The following is a 20,167-nucleotide window of genomic DNA, read 5'->3' on the forward strand; positions in this document are numbered from 1 at the left end:
GATATTTGTGGCCATTTAGTTGTTGTAACTAGTCTATCAAAGCTGACAAGTGTGTTGCTTATCCAGCTCAATATGTCTCAGTAGTTTAAAGGGAGTTCATACTTGGTGAAGTATGGCTACACTTCCAAAATAGGTAAGGTTATCTTGATCCTAACGCCCCCTATTTCACTATGATTGGCGCTGATAATACCGCCATGGCGTGTTATTAAGTCTTGGCATATAGCAAGGCCGAGCCCTGTGCCGCCTTTGTATAAGGTCTTATTTTGTTCGCTTTGATACATACGTTTAAAAATATCTTTAAGCTCGGAGTCAGAAACACCTGGCGCACTGTCTCTGATTGAAATATTTAATTGACCTGCTTTTATGTATGCTCGAAGCTGGATAGTTGCCGGTGCAGCGCTGTATCTTAAACTGTTCGATAAGATATTTGAGAGTACTTGTGTCAGCCTATCCAAATCGGCGTGCATGAATAATTGATCAGATAACTTAATATCAAACTGAAATTGAGAGTCTGGACGTTGATTTACCCGATCTTTTGCATCATTACACCATGAAACTAACCAAGGTTTTACTGGGTGATAAGCTCTGTTTAGTGGGCGCTCCTCTAGCTCTGTCATTGCTAATTGGTCAATATCTGCGACGAGTTTATTGATGTCTCCTATGCGTCTATGCAACAGTTCATATGTCTTTTCAGTGTCTTCTAACAGGTTATATTCCAGCCCTTCGATGGACATTTTTAACACGCTTAATGGGGTGCGGATCTCATGGGAAACTTCAGCTAAGAGCTGTTTTTTCCTTGCTAGTAGTGCTTCAGAAAACTCAGCTCTGTCTTTTACTCTTTGTTGAGTGGCTAAAATATTAAACTGCCACTTCATTGCTAGGTACATGCAAAGTAGGGCTGTAATTAACATGATTGAATAGGCAGGCCATGTTTGCCACCAGGGCGCGAGCAATGTGAAAGAGTAGCTAACAGGTTGGCCATGCTGACCTCGCGCTGTTGCTCTTACTTGAAATTCGTAGTCTCCGGGTGAAAGATGATTGTATGTAATTTCGCTTAAACTTGTCGGTTCACTCCATATTTCACTACTGCCGAGCAAACGAGTCTGATACATAACTCGTTCAGGGGAAGCCCAATCATTATGGCTAAACTTAAAGGTGATTTGCAAAGTGTCTGAAGAAAACTGGAAGTTACTCTCTTGTGGATGAATTAACGGCGGGTAAGAGTGGTTGCCACCTATGCCTAACGATGTCACTTCGAGTAATGTGCTTTTTAAATTGGGATTTATGTCAAAATTGTCTGGGTTAAAGTATGTAAGTCCGCTACCAGAGCCCCAATAGAATGTATTCTCAAGCAAAGCTGCTGTATTCAAGGTTGCATCGACGGCAATGTAGCCATTGTCATAGACAAAAGCATCCAACTCTAATGGGGCATCAGGCATAAAAAGTTGGGTTGTTTTAAGTCGATTATTACCCCGCTCAGTACCAATCCAAAGGGCGTCCTGATGGTACTTTAAACCAAGTACAATATTGCTACTCAGACCTTCTTGCTGGCTGATATGACGGCCAAGCCACCGGCTATTATCTTCTTTGAGTGCGAGTACACCTGACCTTGTGCCAAGATAGATAATTTGGTTGTCATCTTGTTCGATACTGTATGCCCAATTGCTGGGAAAACCGCCGGATTCAGTGAATTTATATACTATATCGTTTGCTAAAAAGTAGGTACCGCCGCCATTGGTTACAAACCAGACACGTTGCACATTATCAACAAAAACATCTATCACATATTCAGCTCGTGCAAGTTTAAGAAATTGCAGTTTCCCGTTACAGCTACGGTACAGGCCGCTTTGTGTTGCTATGTACATACAGCCATCAGGTGCTGCTATTATTTGGTGAACTATATCGGCAGATAAGCCTTGCTCATGCCAAATGTGGGTACTTTTGCTCTGAGTTAATACAATTATGCCTTGACGACTGCCCAGCCAAACACGGCCTTGGTCATCTTTTGCAATACTGTGAATATAACGATTAAAAAGAGATGCGACAGGTGTTAACCATTCTCCGTTGTCGAGTATTTGTACACCAGTGCCATATTGGCCGAGCCATAACTGCTCATTGATATTTGTCAAAGCACTGACACGCTCATTGAGTAAGCCACTACGCTTTGAAAGTAACTTGAATCCCGCCTCGCGGATTCTATTAATACCACCACCATATGTAGATACCCAAATATGCCCTTGAGCGTCTTTCATTAAACCACGTATGTGCTTATCGCTGAGACCATTTTGTTTGTTGTAGTTGTAAGCTTGATTATTCCTTAATTTAAATACACCCCAGCTATCGTCACCTAGCCACAATGTCTCATGCTTATTGTCGAACATAAGAGCTGTAACGTTTGGTGTTTGTATTCCAGACAAGATATCAACGCTATGTGTTGATTTATCTAAGCGGCATACCTGACCGCTTTTAAGTGCAAAGTAAACGTGTTGCTTTGCTCTTGTTACTGCAGTAGTTATACCTTGGCATTGGTTATTAAACTGGTATCGCGATAATTTTCCCTGCTCTAGTTTGAGTAACCCTGAACTCGATGCAATCCAGAGTGTCTGCTCATTAACGGTTAAATTAAAAATTTGTTCTGTGTGCGCATAGCTGATTAGTTTTTTCGGCAGATTGTTGTCATATTGGTATAGGGCATTTTGCGTTGAGAAAAAGAGCGTTTCATTTATTACTTCAACATTATTTACTTTATCCAAAAAGGGCTTTCCATCAATTTTTAGCACTTGAAAGCTATGACCATCAAAAAGATTAAGGCCTTTGTCTGTAGCAAGCGCTAATTTATTGGAATTGGTCTTTGCAATGTCCCAAACTCGATTATTGATTAAGCCATGACTATCGTTAAAGCACCTAAAATGATCACCAATATAGTGACATAGTCCTTCTCCATTGGTGGCGAGCCATAAAGCCCCTGTTTTATCTTGGATGGTTTTATAAACGGCACCGGTTGGCAGACCCTGGCGGGTAGAAAAGTGCCTGATATCAGACAATGCATTTAGCTCAAATTGCGCGGGCTTCACTTGAGTCCAAAGGGGAGGGGCTTTTTTATTGTGAACAGGTTCAAAATCAGCCCTTAAAGACTCTGATGTGAATTTATCGATGAATTGGGCTGTAAAGTTTCCGGTTTTTTCCCAGCTTATTTTTATACTTTTGTCTAAGTCTCGCTGTGCTGACTTTTTTAATGTGGGTTGGCCCTGTGGCAAAATTAAATTTGCTGTGTCTAGCCACTGTACTGACTGAGAAGGTTCAACTGTTAGCTCGTATATTGCATTATGAGGTGAGTCATTATGTGCAGCTGCTGAAAAAGCAGCAAAAATACACAATAGGCAAGCAATGAATCGGAACAATAATATACTTCCCAAAGAGAGTTTATAATATGACCATATTATAGTTATGGCCTTGAGCTTTGTGCAGCAAATTTAGCTACGTTGCAATCCTTTGAAAGTAGCACGATATTACCATATTAAGCTAATAAGGGAATCGGAAAGTATTGATGTTGGATAATTTATTAAGGTGTTAAACACGCAATCGTTTGAAAGCGTGTTTACGAGTCGTTTTAACACGAATAAGAGTTACATAGTACCGTCTCACACTCAGGATATTGTGACGGGCAGGTCGTAGTACCACAAGGCACTAGCCCTGTGTAACAGCGCATACTGTTGTAAGCACCTGCAACGTTTTGAGTTTGTTTTGCTTCAAGTGTTTTTTGTTCTTTGTTTAATAATTTAATTTGTTTCTTTTTAAGTTTCATATTTTTTTCCTTAAAATACTGTTTTTGACATATTAGTTTTAGGGGGGTATTTAGACTGGTATTGATTATTTATATCTTTGCGGTATAAATTTTTATTTGCTTAAATTTATAAAGCGTTTAAATTCAATTCATAATCGAACTATTCAAATAAAAGTACCACCCTGCTGCGAACTTTGTAAAATGAGCTCCTATGGTACCTTTTAAGTTTACTACTTTTGAATCAGCAACTTACTATTTTGTTACGCAACCGTTACGTCCTGTCCAACAAATGACAGGGTTCGACGGACGACATACTGGATAGATTGAAGGTTCAGCACCCCCACCAATTTGTGGTGTTGCATTGTGATTTAATTCGTTGCTCTTATTAAGGTTTTTTAGGTTTTTCTTTACTAGTTGAACTTTCATTATTATTTTTCCTTATTCAAGTAAAATTGCAAAATTAATGTTATTGATTTGATTTTGAAAAGTAAATGAAAAGTTTTATTTAAAAGGGTGAATAATCCAGAAATATGTTTTACATACAAAATAAAAGTATTAATATCATAAAGTTTCATATTTAAATTTTTTGCTCTTTTCTTTTAGCTTTATTCTGATAAAGAGCTTGATCTGCAAGTTCAAGTAATTGTTCAATTGCGGTGTCAGCTGTTACTTCACATACTCCGAAGCTCATGCCAAGAGCAACGCTGTCGACAGAGAGTTGGGATGGGACTAGGTTTTGTATACGAGCAATGAAAGTTTCGGCAGTACGCGCGTCCATACCGGGTATGAGCAGCATAAACTCATCTCCTCCTAGCCTAAACAGCTTGTCATTCTTACGGGTATATTGTTGAACCAATTTTACGAAGTTAACTAACATTTCATCCCCGATACCATGTCCTAATTTGTCATTCAGAGTTTTGAAGTTATCTAAATCTATCATGATAATAGAACAAGTTTGGCCGTACCTAGTTACTCGCTCTGATTCAAGTTCAATATTCTCTATGAGAGTTCGCCGGTTGAGGGCGCCTGTCAAAGGATCTTTTGTTGCTACATTTTCCGCGGCTTGAATAGCTTCGTTATACGTCCTAACGATAACAGCTGTTAATAACATTACTAAACCGGATGACATTGCAGATCTTAACGCTATCTCGATATGTAAATTCATAAATGTAAGATATGTAATAACAGCCCAACAACTACTATTGGTAAAACAGGCCATCTTAAACGGAAAGACCATGAATACGCCAACAAGAAAGGCTGGTAACCAAATGACGGCAATAATGGGGGATTGGAAGGAAAAATAGATAAGTGTACTTCCTAAGACTGCGCTTAAAACAATGCACTTTAATACGCTAAGACGCCCTTGGAATAAACGTACAGCTGTAAACAGTAGCGCTGCAATAACAATCACTACGGCAATAGCTAAGCCGTAGCTATTATTAATAGCATAACGAACTGGGTAATAGAGTAAAAACGCAGCGGTTACTACAAGTAAATAAGCGGCGTAAGTTGGATATCGATTGATAAGAATTGGCTGTGCTTTAGTCAGTGCACCAAAGCGTTCTTTTAGCTTAAGAATAGGAATACCTTCAAAAATAAAATATTTTCAATTGTAAGTGTAAATCACAATTTTAAATCATCAACAATGTACCTCTTTTTGCATTTAAGTCATGGCGTAGTGTAATAAGCTACCTTTCAAGCGCAAGCTCACTTTTAATTAATTTTGTGCTGTAACTTATGTTGTTAAGAACAAAATCTATGGGGAAGCTTGAAACTAGAGTGGATTGATAGCGAGATTAGAGTGCGGGTGTATACAGTATACGAATGGTCTTTACTACGATGCTTAGTATTGATGTTACCTTGGGTGGAGCGGTTATGCTCAATAAATTACCCAAACTCAGCTTTTTTTATAGTTATTTCTTATTAAACCTAGAGCATTTAGTGTGATTTGTTTTATTGCGTTAATTGGGGGTTTTGTTTTTTTAGTTACAAATTTTTAATAAGTTCAAGTAAATGCAATGAGTTAAGCGTGTATTACAAAAATAACTCATGTGCTTATATAACCAGTCTATATTCTGCAATATTGCAGCTTTTAAATTTACTCGGTTTGAGTATTGGGAATAGTTGAGTATCTCACATTTATTATTTATTAATCGACTGAATTTAATGCTTTTATTTTTTAATTTATTGCTTTTTTTGTGTTTTTGAAAGTGCCCTGACTATTTTTTGTTTTTCGTATTTTATCTATGTAAAAATGAATGTGCTTAAGAAATGACCAAGTTATGATGTGGGTAAACGTTTTTAATAAAGTTGTTTTTTATAGCATTGTGGTGATGCTTTTGTTGCTGGAAAGTAATAAAGAATTGGATGTTGTAGTGATCTTATATTGAGAGTACATCTAATACAACTTCTGTAGAGAGCTATATGTTTAAAGGTCAAAAACTCGGATATGCCTGTTCAGGAAAGGGGGGGGACGGTTAGTCTTCCTCTAGGCTTCAGTCATCACTGAATAGACCAACATCGCCAATAAAATACTTTAAGAGTGCATCAAGTGCGTCTTGGACTTAGGTGCGAATCCTTCACACAATTTAATTTAAATGAGTTATAAATATGAAACTATCAACATTGCTTGCTCTAGCTGCTATAGCGTTTTCGTCTTTATCTGTAAAAGCTGCCACAGATACACCTGCATATCGCTATCAAGCTTATTTTGACAATGTTTTACATAGCCGTTGTGCAGCTAAACCAAGTGAGTCAAATGCTATTCGCAGAATAGATTGGGCGCTAAGCCAGGGAGTTATCACTGGTAGTGCAGCTAATTGGGGAAAACAATTTAAGTATTATCCAATTGTTGACTTCTTTGATAGCTCAATTGCTGTTATTTGTAGTTATCAAGTTGCACCTAGCTCAACCATGACTTTGGACCGCTTCAAAAGGCTTGCTGAAAGCTTTAATATGCATACTCGCTGCTTAGTTAACCCAGACGTAAATGAGTTATATGCGCGTATCGACTTAATTGTGAGTGATGGCTATATCACAAATGATGCTGGTTTATGGGCCAGATATAATGGGTACTTACCTATTGTTGACTTATTTGCCGATAGAGTTATTGGCGCTTGTCCATTTCGTATATAAAAATAAAGGATATGTGATTTATTATTGACGAACAACAGAGCTATACTTTGGCTATAAAAAGTATAGTTCTGTTGAAGTTTTTACTTTTAGAGTTTAATAGCTTTAGTCTTTGCTATTAAAAGAAGGCGCTTTATCGATAAAGGCCAGCATTAGATTGTTTCAATAAAGTGGTAATCTGTTTGTGCTTCTTATTATAGAGATTCCGCGGATTTGACCACTTTTTGCGGCGCTTCTCGCCAAGAAAATCGGCCATCATAAGATTGACAAACTAATGTTGTATTTTCGGCATCAGCTAAATATATCTGGTTTGTTTTTGATGCAGGGTAGCTAAAGTAATCACTGCATTTTGCACTCTGCCCGGGGCCCACGATGACCCGCGTGCCGACTTTTATTTTACAACTGACGAGCATATCTAAAGGGGAGTAGCTCGGGCAGATCACATTGTCTCGTCGATATTGAGAGATAGAGCCTCGAGGTTTGTCGAAGGTCCACCACTTTCCAAGTTTTGAACCACTGTACTCACTATTCCATGCACGCCATATGGTGATCTCTTGGGTAGTGACGAATACTTGCCCCTTGCATAAGCCACCTTGTTGCTGAGGCATAACCACACCTGACGGAAGCTGTTCATCTGGTAGGGGCTTAAGGCCTGTATGCTGCTCTACCTTGCCAATGCAGTCATTATTTGCAGTTTCAAGCGCGCTTGACTCGCTCGTTAAACTGGTCGTATTACAGCCAAAAAGCAGTAAAAAGCTGGAAAATACCGCAAGTTTTCTTAATTTACTTGTGGTTGATTTGTATTGAGGTTGTTGATTTGGCAAAGACATTTCATTGGCTCCCTGTGCTTTTATTACCGACAGTTTAATGTGCATTGATAAAAATGTATCTTTCATTGCATTACACGTACATTTATATGGCCAAACAGGCTCTAGCGTTTACTAAATACACTCTGTTGCTTTGCTTGGGTAAAGCCGAGTCGGTTATAAAATTCATGAGTTTCAACACGCTTATTGTTACATCTAACTCTAAGCTCTACATTAAGCTGTTGAGCATACTGATAAGCTTGCTCAACAAGTAGTTTACCTACCCCTTGTTTCCTGATTTTTGGGTCAACGACTAAACCGCCTATTTCATAAAACATATCAGAGGCTAGTCGGTGCGCTTTAAAGCCGTGAAGCCACCCAGCAATATGTCCATTTACCTCGCAGACCCAAACATCATCATTGGTTGATTCAAGTAAATATTTCAGCCGCTGCTGAGCTTCGTCAGAGGTCGTATTTGAGTAGCCTAAAAAGACCGAGAGTTTATTAATCTCATTAACGTCAGTGATGGTTGCTTGGCGCACATGTGCCATTAAATACTCCTTATAAAAACATGGACTTCGATAATACGTGTTTGGATGTATTACGCACAAAATAATAGGCGATTGGGGCTGTGTTGTTCAAATAGAAAGCGATAAATAGCACTCATTGTCTGCACCTAGTACAAAATAAATGAAACTCGTCATATGTGAAGCAAAGGTGCCCAAATAGCTGGTATCATACAATACATAATTTTCATGGGCGTGAATTAGCATTTGATCTGCTGTTTGGCTAAATAAGATGGCCAACGCTTATGCTCACACATCACAACGAGACACTTTATGCATCAAGCAGATATACATCAGACGCTAGAACAGTATTTTGGATTTAGTGCTTTTAGGGCAGGCCAAGCACAAACCATTGAGCACTTAATTGGTGGCCAGTCTAGCTTGGCGATATTTCCAACGGGCTCGGGAAAATCCTTGTGCTATCAGCTAACAGCATTACATTTGCCCAATCTCACGTTAGTGGTTTCTCCACTGCTTGCTTTGATGCAAGATCAAATTGAGTTTTTAAATAAAAAGGGGATCCCTGCTGCAAGTTTAGACTCGACGCAAACTTATGAGCAATCACAAAGTGTGATGCAAGGTGTGAGAGATGGCCACATCAAAATTTTGATGGTGTCTGTTGAGCGTTTTAAAAATGAGCGCTTCCGGGGCTTTATAAAGCAAGTGCCAATTTCAATGCTGGTGGTCGATGAGGCGCACTGTATTTCAGAGTGGGGTCATAACTTTAGACCCGATTATTTGAAGTTACCGCAAATTCGCAATGAGCTGAATATTCCTTTGGTGCTGCTATTAACGGCAACCGCAACAAAAAAAGTAAAACGAGATATGGCGCATCGATTCGCCATAGATGAGCAGCATATTGTGCAAACAGGGTTTTATCGCGCCAATTTAGATTTGAGTATTCAGGCCTGCACCGAGAGTGAGAAGCTGCCGACGATTTTATCGTTTCTAAGCCAGACACAGGACAGCGGTATTATTTATGTCACTTTGCAGCAAACGGCAGAAGAAGTTGCAAAACAGCTACAAGCAGCAGGGCAAGATGCAGTTGCCTACCATGCAGGATTAAAAGATGACGTTAGGCAGCAGATACAACAGCAATTTATGCGCAATGAAAAACGTATCATCGTGGCCACCATCGCATTTGGTATGGGGATTGATAAGTCAGATATTCGCTTTGTTATTCATTATGACTTACCTAAGTCTATTGAAAACTACAGCCAAGAAATTGGCCGTGCAGGGCGGGATGGACAGCCCTCAACTTGCATCACACTAGCAAATTTAGACGGGGTTTCAACCCTTGAGAACTTTGTGTATGCAGACACACCTGAGCTTGGCAATATTGAATCACTACTTGATGAAATCCGCACGTCGATGTCGCAAGGGCTTTGGGAAATGCAAGAGCTGAGCGTATCAAAGGCGACAAATATTCGTCTGCTTGCGCTAAAAACGGCACTTGTACAACTGGAGTTGTTTGGGGTGCTCGAAGCCAAATATGCATTCTATGCTGATTTTCGTTTTAAATGGCTGCATACAGAAAACAAAGTACTGAACTCTTTCGATGCAAATCGCCAAGCGTTTATTCAGCAGATAGTGTCAAACACCGACTTTAAAAAAGTGTGGGGGACGGTTGATATGGCCGCTTTAGTCAATCAAGGGCTAGAGCGAGGCCGCGTGGTAGCAGCATTGGATTATCTACATGAGCAAGGCATGATCTTGCTCGAATCAAAGCGCATGATGCAAGTCTACCAAGTGGATGAGACTGCCTTGAACGCCCCTGAGCTCGCCAACCAGTTGAGTGATTATTTTTCTGATAAGGAGCTTGGGGAAGTAAAGCGCATTGCAGCCATGCTGCGCTTTTTTGAGTTGCAAAACTGTTTGTCTAATAACCTCGCCAGATACTTTGACGATCAGCAAGTGCCGCAAAGCTGCGGGCACTGTAGTGTGTGTCGAGGTAGCTCTGCGCAACTGCAATTTAGTCGAGAGCCGCTTTTTCCAAGTGATCAGCAATTAAGAGATGACATCAATGGGTTAAAAAATTACCTCAACCAAGCTGGCATTGAAGCGACAGCCCCAGTAATGGTGCGTTTTTTAACTGGCATGACAACGCCGATGTCGACAGCCAATAAGTTTAGACAGAGGTCTGGTTTTGGTAGTTGCAGTGCTTTGAGATATAAGCAGGTTGAGAGCAAGCTTTCTCAGCTTGGACTAGTCTAGTTTGGTTACAATCGCCTAGCACGAAAAAAGAGGCCTTGTGGGCCTCTTTGTTCAGCTGACTAGAATTTTATTATAGTTGCCATGTGATGGTGGCACGAATATCACGGCCAGGCTCTGCAACACCGGTGTCAATTGGGCCGATGGCTGCGTAAGTTGCGTGGTCGTAGTAGAACTTATCAAAGATGTTCTTAATGGCGATATCTAGCTTCACATTTTCGTCGTTTGTGATGTACCAAGTCGCTTTTAAATCATGTACACCGTAACCTACCTTTTCAGGCAGCTCTGTGTTATCCCAAACATAAGTACCTGAATCATCCAATCTCTGAACTAAGCGAGCTTGCCAAGCCAACTCAAGAGAATCTGTCAGTGAGTAATCTGCACCGAGTGTCAGTGTATCACCGACAGACGTGCCGATTGACCAATCTTGATCCGAAATCGCGGAGCCAGCAAGTGCCGGATTAACGTGCGTTTTCCATTCTGGGCGGCTGCTGTTGAACGCTAAAGACACAGATACACGGTCAAAGCTGTAACGCGCATTGATGTTTATGCCTCTGTTTTCTAAATCACCGACATTGCTTAGGAAGTTTGCAGGTTGGCTTTCAATGTTTTTAGCAGTAGACACAGCATCATCAATAGTCGACATAAAGACATCAGCTTGGACAACGAGGTTGTCACCCAGATATTTGAAGCCCACTTCGATGTTTTCAGCCACTTCTTTACGTAGGTTTTCATCGTTGTCATAGTAGCCAAGTACAAACAACTCTTTTACTTTTTGGCCACGAACAGCCTTAGCATACCCAGTGTTTACTGATAATTCAGGCGTTATCTCATAAGTTAAGTTCAGGTTAGGACTAAAGCCGCTTGAGTCAAAATCAAACCCGTTATCGTCTGTTAGTTCATATTTGTCGTATCTTACACCTGTACTGATCTGGAATTGATCCGTCACTTGGAAGTAATCTTGGATATATAAACCCAGCACTTTGCCTTCTTCTACCCCTGATAGCTCATAGTTAGAACCGACATCTTCCAAAATTGCCTCATCACTTCTGTAGTCGAAGCCTGCAACAATTTTGTGTGTTTCAAATAGTGCCGTATTTTTTAGATCAAACCCTTGTGAGTCATACTCTGCAAAATAAGTGTTTTGGACAACAACACCGGCTCTATTTTCACCTTCAGGATGAGCATGCGTGATAGAGTTCTTTGTTTGATATGCAGAAAAAGCGATATCAATGAGGTCATCTTGTGGCGCATAGAAGTAGTTTAATGTACTTGTAGTACGTTCACTTTCTTGTGGTAATGCAAAGTTCTTGCGGCTTGGGTGCCAGTGTGCGCGAAGCAATCGCGTGCCATCATCATGGCGGACATCATGGCTTAAGCTAAACGATTGTGTGCTGGTTAAGTCACCACTTATTTTCGCAAACCCAACCTCCTGCTCTGATTGCGAATAAGGGATCTCGTCGCCATTACCGTCTTCCATGTTTTCAGTGTCGCGTTTGATAAGTGACACAAGTGCATCTATATCGTCAGTCACACGACCATATAATGTCGAGCTGGCTTTAAAGCCTTCACTATTGCCGTAATAGCCAAGCTTGAACAACGCGCCAAACTGTTCATCTGGGGCAAGTAAGTCTGAAGCACTTTTGGTTTTAAATCTCAGTGCGCCACCAAGTGCACCTGACCCCGAAGTTGCATCACCCGCACCAGCAACAACATCAACTTGCTTCAAAAGCTCAGGCTCAATAGATAAACGACCTTGGTGGTGGAATAAGTAGCCTGCTTGTAATGCGCCATCAATACTGACATTAAGCATGGTGTCTTCAAGGCCGCGCACATAAATTTTCTGTGCGACTGGGTTTGATCCACCTACAGACACTTGTGGTAAAGATCTAAAAATGTCAGATAAGTCGTTGGCTTGTAACTGGGTTAGATCAGTTTGGTCAATGATCATATCGGCGTCAGAGACTTTTCCATGAACTTCGATGATTTCAATCTTTTGCTGCTGATTGTCTGCCAAAGTAGCGGGAGACGCGAAAGTTGCTGCTGCGACAGCAAGGGCGATAGATGTGCGAGAAAAACCAAACTGCATTGGTGTGTTCCTTTATCTTAAATGAAAATAGTTATCAATACGCGTGTATTATTCATGGTTCTGTCCCAAAACAAAGCACTTTTACAACTGTTACATTTACAGTGACAATTGGCATGTAATTGGGACTAAAAAACCAGCGTTAAAGGGCTATGACGATACACAGCCCTGAATCTGAATTGTTTTGTGCGTATATCTGCCCGTTGAGTCGCTCCATTTGGCGTTTGCAAAGAGCAAGCCCCAAACCGAATGAATCACTATCGGGCTGCGTATGTGAATAGCCGTGGCTGCGATAGAAGGGTTTGAAAATATCAGTCAGTTCATTGTCTGACACACCGGGTCCATCATCAATGATTTGAATGGTGGTGTTGTCAAGCGTCACTAAGATGGTGTTCTTTGCAAAGCGACTGGCATTTCTTAATACATTCTCAATGACTTGACCAAGCACTCTGGCATCACTATTGAGTGTTTTGGAGTCGGGCAATTCGAGGTTAATTTGTAAATGAGGGGCTTCGAACTTCACCTCTTCAGCAATACAGTCAATTAAGTCGACCAAATCAAAAGGGATGTTTTCAGTATCTGTATGAGGGCAAAAGCGTTCATTTTCGAGCCAAGTGAGTGTTAAGGTGTTCTCCGCAAGCTCTCGCATGGTATGGGTGTTTTTGGTCACGCGATTGAGCATATCTTGTTGATCTAAGCCTGATTTATGGCACTCCAGCGCGGTTTCAATACGCGCGATCGGTGTGCGAATTTCATGAGAAAAATCAGCAATAAACTGCCTTTGTGCGCGAATGGTGTTGGCGGTGCAGTTAGCCATTTTGTCAAAGGTGGCTGCAATTTGCGTAAACTCGGCATCGCGACTAGAGATTTTGTCGCCAATACGGCTATCTAAGTCTCCATCGGCAAAAGCGCGGGTACTTTGCTCTAGTTGCTTGAGTGGTTTCATAATGGCGCGATATAACAGCCAGCAAATGCCCGTTAAAACTAAAAATGGCACACAAAATTGCAGCAAAATATAAGCAATTTGCCAATAATTACCCGGGCGCATATGACTGGGTAACTGGATCAAAAAGTGGGTTTTGTCATCTGCAAACGGAATGTCCATAACAGGGTTACGAGCGAAGTATAAGTGGATTTTCCATCTTACATCACGACCAAGGGTAAACTCATCTAAGTAGTACTGTTGAAGCTGCGTGCCTGCCAGCGGCGTCAGTTCGCGCTGTACCACCGCTGCCCAAGTATCATGGTCTCGCTCTATGTTGTTTACATATGCACTGAGTGCAGCCATGTCACCTGACAAATACAGTTGCTCGGCTTGTTTTCCCAGTGCAATAAGTTCTTGCTGATGTGTTACTTTAATTTGGCTCATTCGAAATTCAGTGTGGTTAACCAAGTAGTCAATCACGGCAAAGAGTAAAATAGAGCCTGCAATGACCAACGCACACAGGCGTAAAAAATATGATGCCCTAAGATTGAACATGCAAACGATACCCTTTGCCATGCACTGTGGTAATAGACTCTGGGCTGAGCCCAACTGCAACGAGCTTTTTACGCAAGCGGCTTAAGTGCATATCTAAACTGCGGTCATATCGGCTGAACTGACGTTCAAGCACGCTTTGATATAAAAACGCTTTACTGAGTGTCTCTTTATGGTTGTGTGCTAACTGCCATAACAATTTAAATTGAATGGCGGTGATGTCTAGCGGCTCTGTGTTATACGCAGCAAGCTGTTTTTGTCTGTCTAAATGTAGGTCAGACAACGTAATTTCAAAGGGCGTTTGCGCTTGTGTGTGGCTCGCATGAACACGTCGTAAAATGGCTTCGATGCGTAATACCAGTTCATCAAGGTTAAAGGGCTTAGATAAATAGTCATCCGCGCCCAAGCTTAAGCCCTTTATACGTTCTTGCTCAGCACCACAGGCGGATAAAATCAACACAGGCGTGTGTTTAATTTTTCTTAACTGGGCCAAAATTTCATAGCCTTCCATGCTCGGCAAGCGAATATCTAAGATAATGAGGTCGTAATCTACTGCGAGTGCTTGGCTAAGTCCTTGTTCTCCATCATGAAGACAGTCTACCTGATAGCCTCTGTTATTAAGTAGGGCGCACACTTGCTGGTTGAGAGTAATGTCGTCTTCTACGACTAAAATACGGTTGTTCACAGATCTGTGTCTTCTAAAATGAGAATGATTGTATTTTAAGATTATTGCACTTGTGCATACAATAGTGACTAGATCGAATTGTGAACAGATGTTTGCTGTATGAGTTTTTTTCAAATGAAATAGGCTGTATTTGAGGGTGGTACTTAATGCGTGACTAATTTGGCGGGCACTGTGTGCATTGCATGTTGATATGTAATGTTGAAATACAGTCTCGGATACAAACTAAATTAAGGAATGACACATGTTAAGGTTAATATCTATTAAGTTATCACTGTTGGTGGTTTTTCTCAGTTGCAGCAGTGCGCTGTTGTCCAGCACCGCGTTTGCAAAAAGCTATCAAGCGACGCACCATGCCATTGTTTATGAAGGGCGAGTCAGCAAGCATTATAGTAAAGGTCAGGTTGAGTTTAACTGGCCGGGCACGCAACTCAAAACCAAGTTGGTAGGCAAATCACTGAAGGTGACATTAGCAGGCTATGGCGATCAGTTTGATGTATTGGTGGACGGTCAGCTACATAAAAAAATTGTGACCAATGCAAATGGCAATTTTGAAGAGCATGTTGTTTTTACACAGCAAGAAGCCAAAATGGTCGAGATTGAAATCGTCAAACGTTGGGAAAACTATGGTAACAATACCAAAATACTCAGTTTTTCAACGGATGGCCGTTTAGAGGGGATTTGGCAGCAGCAACCACATATTTTATTTGTCGGAGACTCAATTAGTGCTGGTTTTGGCAGTGAGTCTACTAAACGCCAGTGCACTTGGCAGGAGATAGTTGATAGCAGTAATGCTAGAGTGGCTTTTCCTTATTTGACAGCATCTATGCTTGAAGCCAGCTTCACACAAGTATCATATTCAGGGTTGGGCTTAATTCGCAATTGGAGCGGTAACGATCCGCATCATGACCTTCGTACTTATTTAGACAAAGTCTCAGCGGTATTTGGCGATAATAAAGCTTATGAAGATACACATCCTGATTTGGTTGTGATTGAGGTGGGCACGAACGATTTCAGTACAGATCCGCAGCCTCATGAACCGTGGGCAACTATTGAAGAAGTCAAAGCCGACTGGATCTCCACCATGGTCGAGTTCGTCAATAAGGTACGTTATCGTTACCCGAATGCACCCATTATATTTATGCCAAGACCCGCTTATCCCTATGACTTCATTATTCCTGCTACATTAGAGGCAAAAGCCAAGCTTGAAGAGCAGGGGATTGATAAGTTGTACTCGCACACTTTTTCATCGCCATTAGAGGGGTGTATTTGGCATCCGACTGAGGCAGAACATACGGATATCGCTAATAAACTGTCAGCGTTTATCAATACGAATGACTTGTTAGATTAAAGGCGATTTAAAGCAATTTTACATAAGCCTACCTTTTGCATAACGGGTAGGTTTTTTGTTTTTGCTATTTTAGTGAGTCGATACAGCAAGAAATATCAAAAAAACACAGTCGGTATTTTTTAAAGTACACCTATCAACGCAACATACACAGGTGTACTTATGAAAGTAACTAAAAAAATCATCATCAATAAATCCGCAGAGCAAGTTTGGCATTTGATTGCCCATGAGTTTGATAAAGCCCACTTATGGATGGGACCTATTCCTAACTCTGTGGCAATGGGTCGTGGCAATAGCAAAACAGGTGCACCGATGGAAGGGCGTATTTGTGATTTAAACGCCGATCCTAATGGCGCGAAAGTCAAAGAAGTTATCACCGACTTTAATGAGCAAAAAAAGCAATTGGCATTTGATGTGTTGCCCGTAAATAACCCTAAAATTGTGCCAATTAAGCAAAACCATGTATCCATGTCTGTGCGTGCACTTGGTCCGAACCAAGCAGAAGTAATTTGGGTTGCTTCCCCTGTGCTTAAATTATTTGCCTATCCATTTTACCCATTGTTAAGGCTGGTATTTCCCGTGGCGTTTGGCAAACTACTCAAAGGTCTTAAAGTATATGCTGAGTCACATGTGCTCAAAGCAAATACGTCACAAGCGTAATTATTATTAACGAGGTATGAGATGGACCGATTTTTTAAAAGTATTGAGTACATAGAAGCGCACCTATACGACAAGATAAGCGTGCATGAAATAGCGACGTCCGCTCATTATTCAACTTACCATTACAGTAGGGTGTTTAAAGCTTTGGTTGGAGATACACCAAAAGAATACTTACGCAAAAGGCGTTTAACGCTTGCTGCAAAACGATTACTCACAGACGATGTTGGCATTTTAGACTTGGCCATAGAGTGCCAGTTTGAATCACAAGAGGCATTTACTCGCGCGTTTAAGGCATTATTTGATATGACGCCAGCGCAGTATCGCAAAATAAATGAGCCGTTTAGGTTGTTGTATAAAAAGCCGGTAAGCCAAGAGGACCTCGCTTTTTTACAAAACAACTTAAGTATGGAGCCTGAGATAATTGAGCAAGCTGCGATGAAAATCGTCGGTATTGCCACTCAGTATGATGATGGAGACTTAAGCCTACCTAAGTTATGGTCAGGGTTTAGACCCTATCGGGATAAAATCCCTAATCGTGTTGGCAGTGACTTTTTTGGCATTTATGAAAATTATGAAGAGTCGGAAGAGGTAACTCGGTTTGTTTATATTTGCTCAGCACAAGTTGAAAACTTTGACGATGTTCCAGAGGGCTTGATAACCCGTGAATTAGCTGCACAAACCTACGCGCGTTTTACCCACATAGGGCCGATTGCAAAATTGGAAGAAACCTTGCGTTATATTTGGGGCAGTTGGTTGCCAAAAAGTAAGTATGAGTATGCCGATAAGCCTGACTTTGAATTACTGCCAGCAAACTTTAATGATGCAGATCCAAACAATAAGATTTACTTGAATATTCCAATAAAACCCAAGGCCTGATTTATCAGGCTTTTTTTATGCCTGAATTTTAAATACAGCAAAAAATATCAAAAACGCTTTTCGCGCTTCATTTAATCTAGCCACATTGAATTTTGACGTTCTTAAATGAAAAGGGGTTATTATGATTAAGCGTGTTTTAATTACAGGTGCAAACGCAGGCTTGGGTAAAGAAGCGGCTTTACAGCTAGCAGCACGCCCAGAGGTCGAAGTGGTTTATTTAGGCTGTCGAAATAAACACAAAGCCGCTGCTGCGCAACAAGAACTTGAGCAAATCACAGGGCGTAATATTTTTGAGGTGCTCGAAATAGACGTCAGTGACATCGCTTCTGTTGAGCGCGCTGTGCATGATTTACCGCAGAGTGTAGATGCGCTCATTATGAACGCTGGTGGTACAGGGGGTAAGCGTTTTTCAGCTATTAATAACTCTGGCGTGACAGAAATCTTCGCGGTGAACTTACTTGGCCATAGTGTGCTGACAGAGAGGCTTTTAAAGAGTGGTAAGCTGACACAAGTTGCCGTTTATGCAGGCTCTGAGGCTGCCAGAGGAGTACCCGAAATGGGCATGCCGAGACCTAACTTAAGCACTTCATCTGTTGAGGAGTTTATGAGTATCTGTGATGGCTCCGCGTTTGCAAAAAACCAAGATGCCACAGCGCATTATGGCCCAATCAAATATATGGGGGCACTATGGATGTCGGCAATGGCGAGGCGTCATCCTCATGTTAGGTTTGTAACCATGAGCCCAGGTGCGACCAAAGGCACTGAAGGGTTTAACACACTACCGTTTATCAAACAATATGCCATGAAAGGCATGATGCAAGTCATGTTGTGGCTTGGCAAAGTGCACCGAGTTGAGACCGGCGCAGCGCGCTACTTGACGGCTATATTTGATGCAAATTTAGAGTCAGGCCGGTTTTACGCCAGTAAAAAAGGACTAACCGGCGCGCTCAGTGCACAGCATCATGTGTTTGCTGATCTAGATAACCCACAATTTCAAGACAATGCACTACTGGCGATAGAGCGATTTACAGTTAAATAAACTAAAACGCCCACAATAAGCGGGCGATGTGTTGATGATTATTTAGTTGGGAAGTATTCGTCAATGCGTTGCTGTCTAGGGCCAGAGCCTTTGAATTTTAATATACTTGCACAGATCTGTTTCGGTAGCTCTTTATCATTAATTAGCTTGATTTAGTTGTTTTAGTTTTGCGTCTTGCATAGTCAGTCCTTTATGCGTTTATGAAGGCGCAAAAGCTGCGCCTTTGTAGTGGATTATTCGGTAGGCTTAATGTGAAGCTGTTTTCTACTAAAATAATCATCAACTCAGAAATAAAATAAGAGCTAATCGTGTTTTTTAGTTATTTTCACTCTTTTTCAGCTGAGTACTCCTCTTCTGAACGGTGAGCATACACACTGGCAAACAAACAAGTAGCAGCCAAGCTAATTAAAATAGATTTATAGATTTTAATATTGTAATACATATGCGTAATGTCCCAAAGGTGGCGCACTTCCTCTTCCGGGAACCCTAATCGCTCTAAATTGCGCACGAAGTTTTCTACTAACGCATATAAGTCTACAAATAAAAAAAGCATAAAAACATAAAACAAGCTGTTCGCCATATCAAATAGATTAGGCTCTTCTCTTAAAAAGTAAATTGCTGACTTTCTGCAATATAAACAGATAAATAAATCTATAATTAATCCGAATGTAAAATACCAAGTGTTTTCTGTAAAGCCTGTATACTGTCCGTATACAAAGCTATCCAATAAAATAGTTCCGACAAGCTCTACTAGGACAAACATTAAAATATACAGAAGAAATACACTCATCTTTGGCAAGTGAATGGTTTTAAAAAAAGCGAAAGCCAAGCACGCAATATATATCATTGATTCATAAATTGGCGCTTTCATACTGTAAACAACAAAACTAAGTGCGATAAAGATAAGCATTAGTTTGGTAAATGGTTTCATTCAACCTCCCTAGAGTTCATCTGTAACAATCGTCACTGCCAGATAATACATGGCCATGTTTTGCTGTTTGGGTTTAGTGCCTTTACCAAGGTTTCTGCCAGCACAAACCTGCTTGAGTTGATCTTTATTATTGATCATGTGTTTGTGGTTTATTTTCATGTTTTTCATCAGAGGCCTCTAATTCGGGTTCTTTTTCGTTACAAGCGTTATTGTATTTTCCAGCAACACCAGCCATGGAGGCCAAAAAACCATATACATTTATTTTACAGCTATTGTGTAACTTAGTTAACACGCTTTGAGGAAACTCAGACGTCCCATTCAAGTAGTTATTCATTGTACTGCGTGACACACCCGCTTTTTTGCAGCCTTTTGAAACAGAGCCTTGTTTTGCAATGAGTTCTTTCCTTACAAAGTGCCTCAGCTTTTCCCCGAATTTAAACGGGTCAATTTCATCCATAACCTAAACGCCACTTCAACAATTAAATGCATATTAACTTTCTGTGTTTGTTTTATCAACAATCGATGGTTGTAAGTAAGTTGTCCAGATTCTGGAACACGGGTTCTGTTAA

18 protein-coding genes are annotated in these 20,167 nt (G+C 40.8%); 6 read left to right on the forward strand and 12 right to left on the reverse strand.

The features are described from left to right. Positions 1–116: 116 nt before the first annotated feature. The 4 genes from QNM16_RS10885 to QNM16_RS10900 all read right to left on the reverse strand — a co-directional run bounded on the left by QNM16_RS10885 (position 117) and on the right by QNM16_RS10900 (position 4,913). Complete coding sequence (locus QNM16_RS10885) at positions 117–3,401, reverse strand: sensor histidine kinase (protein ID WP_284020510.1); 3,285 nt, start codon at positions 3,399–3,401, stop codon at positions 117–119. Between the two features lie 209 nt (positions 3,402–3,610). After that, entirely contained in the window at positions 3,611–3,805 is a 195-nt protein-coding gene (locus QNM16_RS10890) for a hypothetical protein (RefSeq protein ID WP_284020511.1), read from the reverse strand. A 231-nt stretch (positions 3,806–4,036) separates the two neighbouring features. Continuing rightward, a complete protein-coding gene (locus QNM16_RS10895) occupies positions 4,037–4,210 on the reverse strand; it encodes a hypothetical protein (protein ID WP_284020512.1) in 174 nt (57 codons plus the stop codon). A gap of 151 nt (positions 4,211–4,361) precedes the next feature. Continuing rightward, a complete protein-coding gene (locus QNM16_RS10900) occupies positions 4,362–4,913 on the reverse strand; it encodes a GGDEF domain-containing protein (RefSeq protein WP_284020513.1) in 552 nt (183 codons plus the stop codon). 1,481 nt (positions 4,914–6,394) lie between these two features. On the opposite strand from QNM16_RS10900, the gene QNM16_RS10905 reads away from it, so the two are divergent. Next, positions 6,395–6,919, forward strand: coding sequence for a hypothetical protein (locus QNM16_RS10905; RefSeq protein ID WP_284020514.1), 525 nt, complete (start codon positions 6,395–6,397; stop codon positions 6,917–6,919). A 191-nt stretch (positions 6,920–7,110) separates the two neighbouring features. On the opposite strand, the gene QNM16_RS10910 is transcribed toward QNM16_RS10905, so the two are convergent. After that, positions 7,111–7,812 (reverse strand): hypothetical protein, encoded by a 702-nt coding sequence (locus QNM16_RS10910; protein WP_284020515.1) that lies wholly within the window; start codon positions 7,810–7,812, stop codon positions 7,111–7,113. Positions 7,813–7,847: 35 nt separating this feature from the next. Continuing rightward, complete coding sequence (locus QNM16_RS10915) at positions 7,848–8,273, reverse strand: GNAT family N-acetyltransferase (protein ID WP_284020516.1); 426 nt, start codon at positions 8,271–8,273, stop codon at positions 7,848–7,850. A gap of 288 nt (positions 8,274–8,561) precedes the next feature. Between QNM16_RS10915 and QNM16_RS10920 the strand changes: the two genes are divergently transcribed. Then, positions 8,562–10,502, forward strand: coding sequence for a RecQ family ATP-dependent DNA helicase (locus QNM16_RS10920; protein WP_284020517.1), 1,941 nt, complete (start codon positions 8,562–8,564; stop codon positions 10,500–10,502). Positions 10,503–10,572: 70 nt separating this feature from the next. On the opposite strand, the gene QNM16_RS10925 is transcribed toward QNM16_RS10920, so the two are convergent. The 3 genes from QNM16_RS10925 to QNM16_RS10935 all read right to left on the reverse strand — a co-directional run bounded on the left by QNM16_RS10925 (position 10,573) and on the right by QNM16_RS10935 (position 14,747). Next, positions 10,573–12,588 carry a TonB-dependent receptor domain-containing protein gene (locus QNM16_RS10925; RefSeq protein WP_284020518.1) on the reverse strand — a complete coding sequence of 672 codons (2,016 nt, stop codon included), beginning with the start codon at positions 12,586–12,588 and terminating at the stop codon, positions 10,573–10,575. 139 nt (positions 12,589–12,727) lie between these two features. Further along, the gene (locus QNM16_RS10930; RefSeq protein ID WP_284020519.1) at positions 12,728–14,065 is read right to left on the reverse strand and encodes a HAMP domain-containing sensor histidine kinase; all 1,338 of its coding nucleotides are present in this window, start codon (positions 14,063–14,065) and stop codon (positions 12,728–12,730) included. Continuing rightward, positions 14,052–14,747 (reverse strand): response regulator transcription factor, encoded by a 696-nt coding sequence (locus QNM16_RS10935; protein ID WP_039610219.1) that lies wholly within the window; start codon positions 14,745–14,747, stop codon positions 14,052–14,054. The genes QNM16_RS10930 and QNM16_RS10935 overlap by 14 nt, the downstream gene beginning before the upstream one ends. 241 nt (positions 14,748–14,988) lie before the next feature. Here QNM16_RS10935 and QNM16_RS10940 point away from each other — a divergent pair, with 241 nt between their 5' ends. The 4 genes from QNM16_RS10940 (at position 14,989) to QNM16_RS10955 (ending at position 18,667) form a co-directional block, all read left to right on the forward strand. Beyond that, entirely contained in the window at positions 14,989–16,095 is a 1,107-nt protein-coding gene (locus QNM16_RS10940) for an SGNH/GDSL hydrolase family protein (RefSeq protein ID WP_284020520.1), read from the forward strand. 159 nt (positions 16,096–16,254) lie between these two features. Beyond that, on the forward strand, positions 16,255–16,752 hold the full coding sequence (locus QNM16_RS10945; RefSeq protein ID WP_284020521.1) for an SRPBCC family protein: 498 nt from the start codon (positions 16,255–16,257) through the stop codon (positions 16,750–16,752). 21 nt (positions 16,753–16,773) lie between these two features. Beyond that, the gene (locus QNM16_RS10950) at positions 16,774–17,628 is read left to right on the forward strand and encodes an AraC family transcriptional regulator (RefSeq protein WP_284020522.1); all 855 of its coding nucleotides are present in this window, start codon (positions 16,774–16,776) and stop codon (positions 17,626–17,628) included. A 121-nt stretch (positions 17,629–17,749) separates the two neighbouring features. Continuing rightward, the gene (locus QNM16_RS10955) at positions 17,750–18,667 is read left to right on the forward strand and encodes an SDR family NAD(P)-dependent oxidoreductase (RefSeq protein WP_284020523.1); all 918 of its coding nucleotides are present in this window, start codon (positions 17,750–17,752) and stop codon (positions 18,665–18,667) included. A gap of 325 nt (positions 18,668–18,992) precedes the next feature. Here QNM16_RS10955 and QNM16_RS10960 read toward each other — a convergent pair whose 3' ends face one another. Genes QNM16_RS10960 through QNM16_RS10970 form a run of 3 tightly spaced genes read right to left on the reverse strand, consistent with a single transcriptional unit; the run spans position 18,993 to position 20,055 of the window. After that, positions 18,993–19,598 carry a hypothetical protein gene (locus tag QNM16_RS10960; protein WP_284020524.1) on the reverse strand — a complete coding sequence of 202 codons (606 nt, stop codon included), beginning with the start codon at positions 19,596–19,598 and terminating at the stop codon, positions 18,993–18,995. 9 nt (positions 19,599–19,607) lie between these two features. Next, positions 19,608–19,736, reverse strand: a complete 129-nt coding sequence (locus QNM16_RS10965) for a hypothetical protein (protein ID WP_284020525.1) — start codon at positions 19,734–19,736, stop codon at positions 19,608–19,610. Further along, complete coding sequence (locus tag QNM16_RS10970; RefSeq protein WP_284020526.1) at positions 19,726–20,055, reverse strand: helix-turn-helix domain-containing protein; 330 nt, start codon at positions 20,053–20,055, stop codon at positions 19,726–19,728. The genes QNM16_RS10965 and QNM16_RS10970 overlap by 11 nt, the downstream gene beginning before the upstream one ends. Positions 20,056–20,167 lie beyond the last annotated feature (112 nt).

It is taken from the genome of Pseudoalteromonas umbrosa, from assembly GCF_030125375.1.
GTDB classification, from domain to species: domain Bacteria; phylum Pseudomonadota; class Gammaproteobacteria; order Enterobacterales; family Alteromonadaceae; genus Pseudoalteromonas; species Pseudoalteromonas umbrosa.

Bases quoted from the DNA above. Each gene is read 5' to 3' on its own strand.
- QNM16_RS10890 (WP_284020511.1), bottom strand. From the start codon at position 3,805: ATGAAACTTAAAAAGAAACAAATTAAATTATTAAACAAAGAACAAAAA.
- QNM16_RS10895 (WP_284020512.1), bottom strand. From the start codon at position 4,210: ATGAAAGTTCAACTAGTAAAGAAAAACCTAAAAAACCTTAATAAGAGC.
- QNM16_RS10900 (WP_284020513.1), bottom strand. From the start codon at position 4,913: ATGTCATCCGGTTTAGTAATGTTATTAACAGCTGTTATCGTTAGGACG.
- QNM16_RS10905 (WP_284020514.1), top strand. From the start codon at position 6,395: ATGAAACTATCAACATTGCTTGCTCTAGCTGCTATAGCGTTTTCGTCT.
- QNM16_RS10910 (WP_284020515.1), bottom strand. From the start codon at position 7,812: ATGAAAGATACATTTTTATCAATGCACATTAAACTGTCGGTAATAAAA.
- QNM16_RS10915 (WP_284020516.1), bottom strand. From the start codon at position 8,273: ATGGCACATGTGCGCCAAGCAACCATCACTGACGTTAATGAGATTAAT.
- QNM16_RS10920 (WP_284020517.1), top strand. From the start codon at position 8,562: ATGCATCAAGCAGATATACATCAGACGCTAGAACAGTATTTTGGATTT.
- QNM16_RS10925 (WP_284020518.1), bottom strand. From the start codon at position 12,588: ATGCAGTTTGGTTTTTCTCGCACATCTATCGCCCTTGCTGTCGCAGCA.
- QNM16_RS10930 (WP_284020519.1), bottom strand. From the start codon at position 14,065: ATGTTCAATCTTAGGGCATCATATTTTTTACGCCTGTGTGCGTTGGTC.
- QNM16_RS10940 (WP_284020520.1), top strand. From the start codon at position 14,989: ATGTTAAGGTTAATATCTATTAAGTTATCACTGTTGGTGGTTTTTCTC.
- QNM16_RS10945 (WP_284020521.1), top strand. From the start codon at position 16,255: ATGAAAGTAACTAAAAAAATCATCATCAATAAATCCGCAGAGCAAGTT.
- QNM16_RS10950 (WP_284020522.1), top strand. From the start codon at position 16,774: ATGGACCGATTTTTTAAAAGTATTGAGTACATAGAAGCGCACCTATAC.
- QNM16_RS10955 (WP_284020523.1), top strand. From the start codon at position 17,750: ATGATTAAGCGTGTTTTAATTACAGGTGCAAACGCAGGCTTGGGTAAA.
- QNM16_RS10960 (WP_284020524.1), bottom strand. From the start codon at position 19,598: ATGAAACCATTTACCAAACTAATGCTTATCTTTATCGCACTTAGTTTT.
- QNM16_RS10965 (WP_284020525.1), bottom strand. From the start codon at position 19,736: ATGATCAATAATAAAGATCAACTCAAGCAGGTTTGTGCTGGCAGAAAC.
- QNM16_RS10970 (WP_284020526.1), bottom strand. From the start codon at position 20,055: ATGGATGAAATTGACCCGTTTAAATTCGGGGAAAAGCTGAGGCACTTT.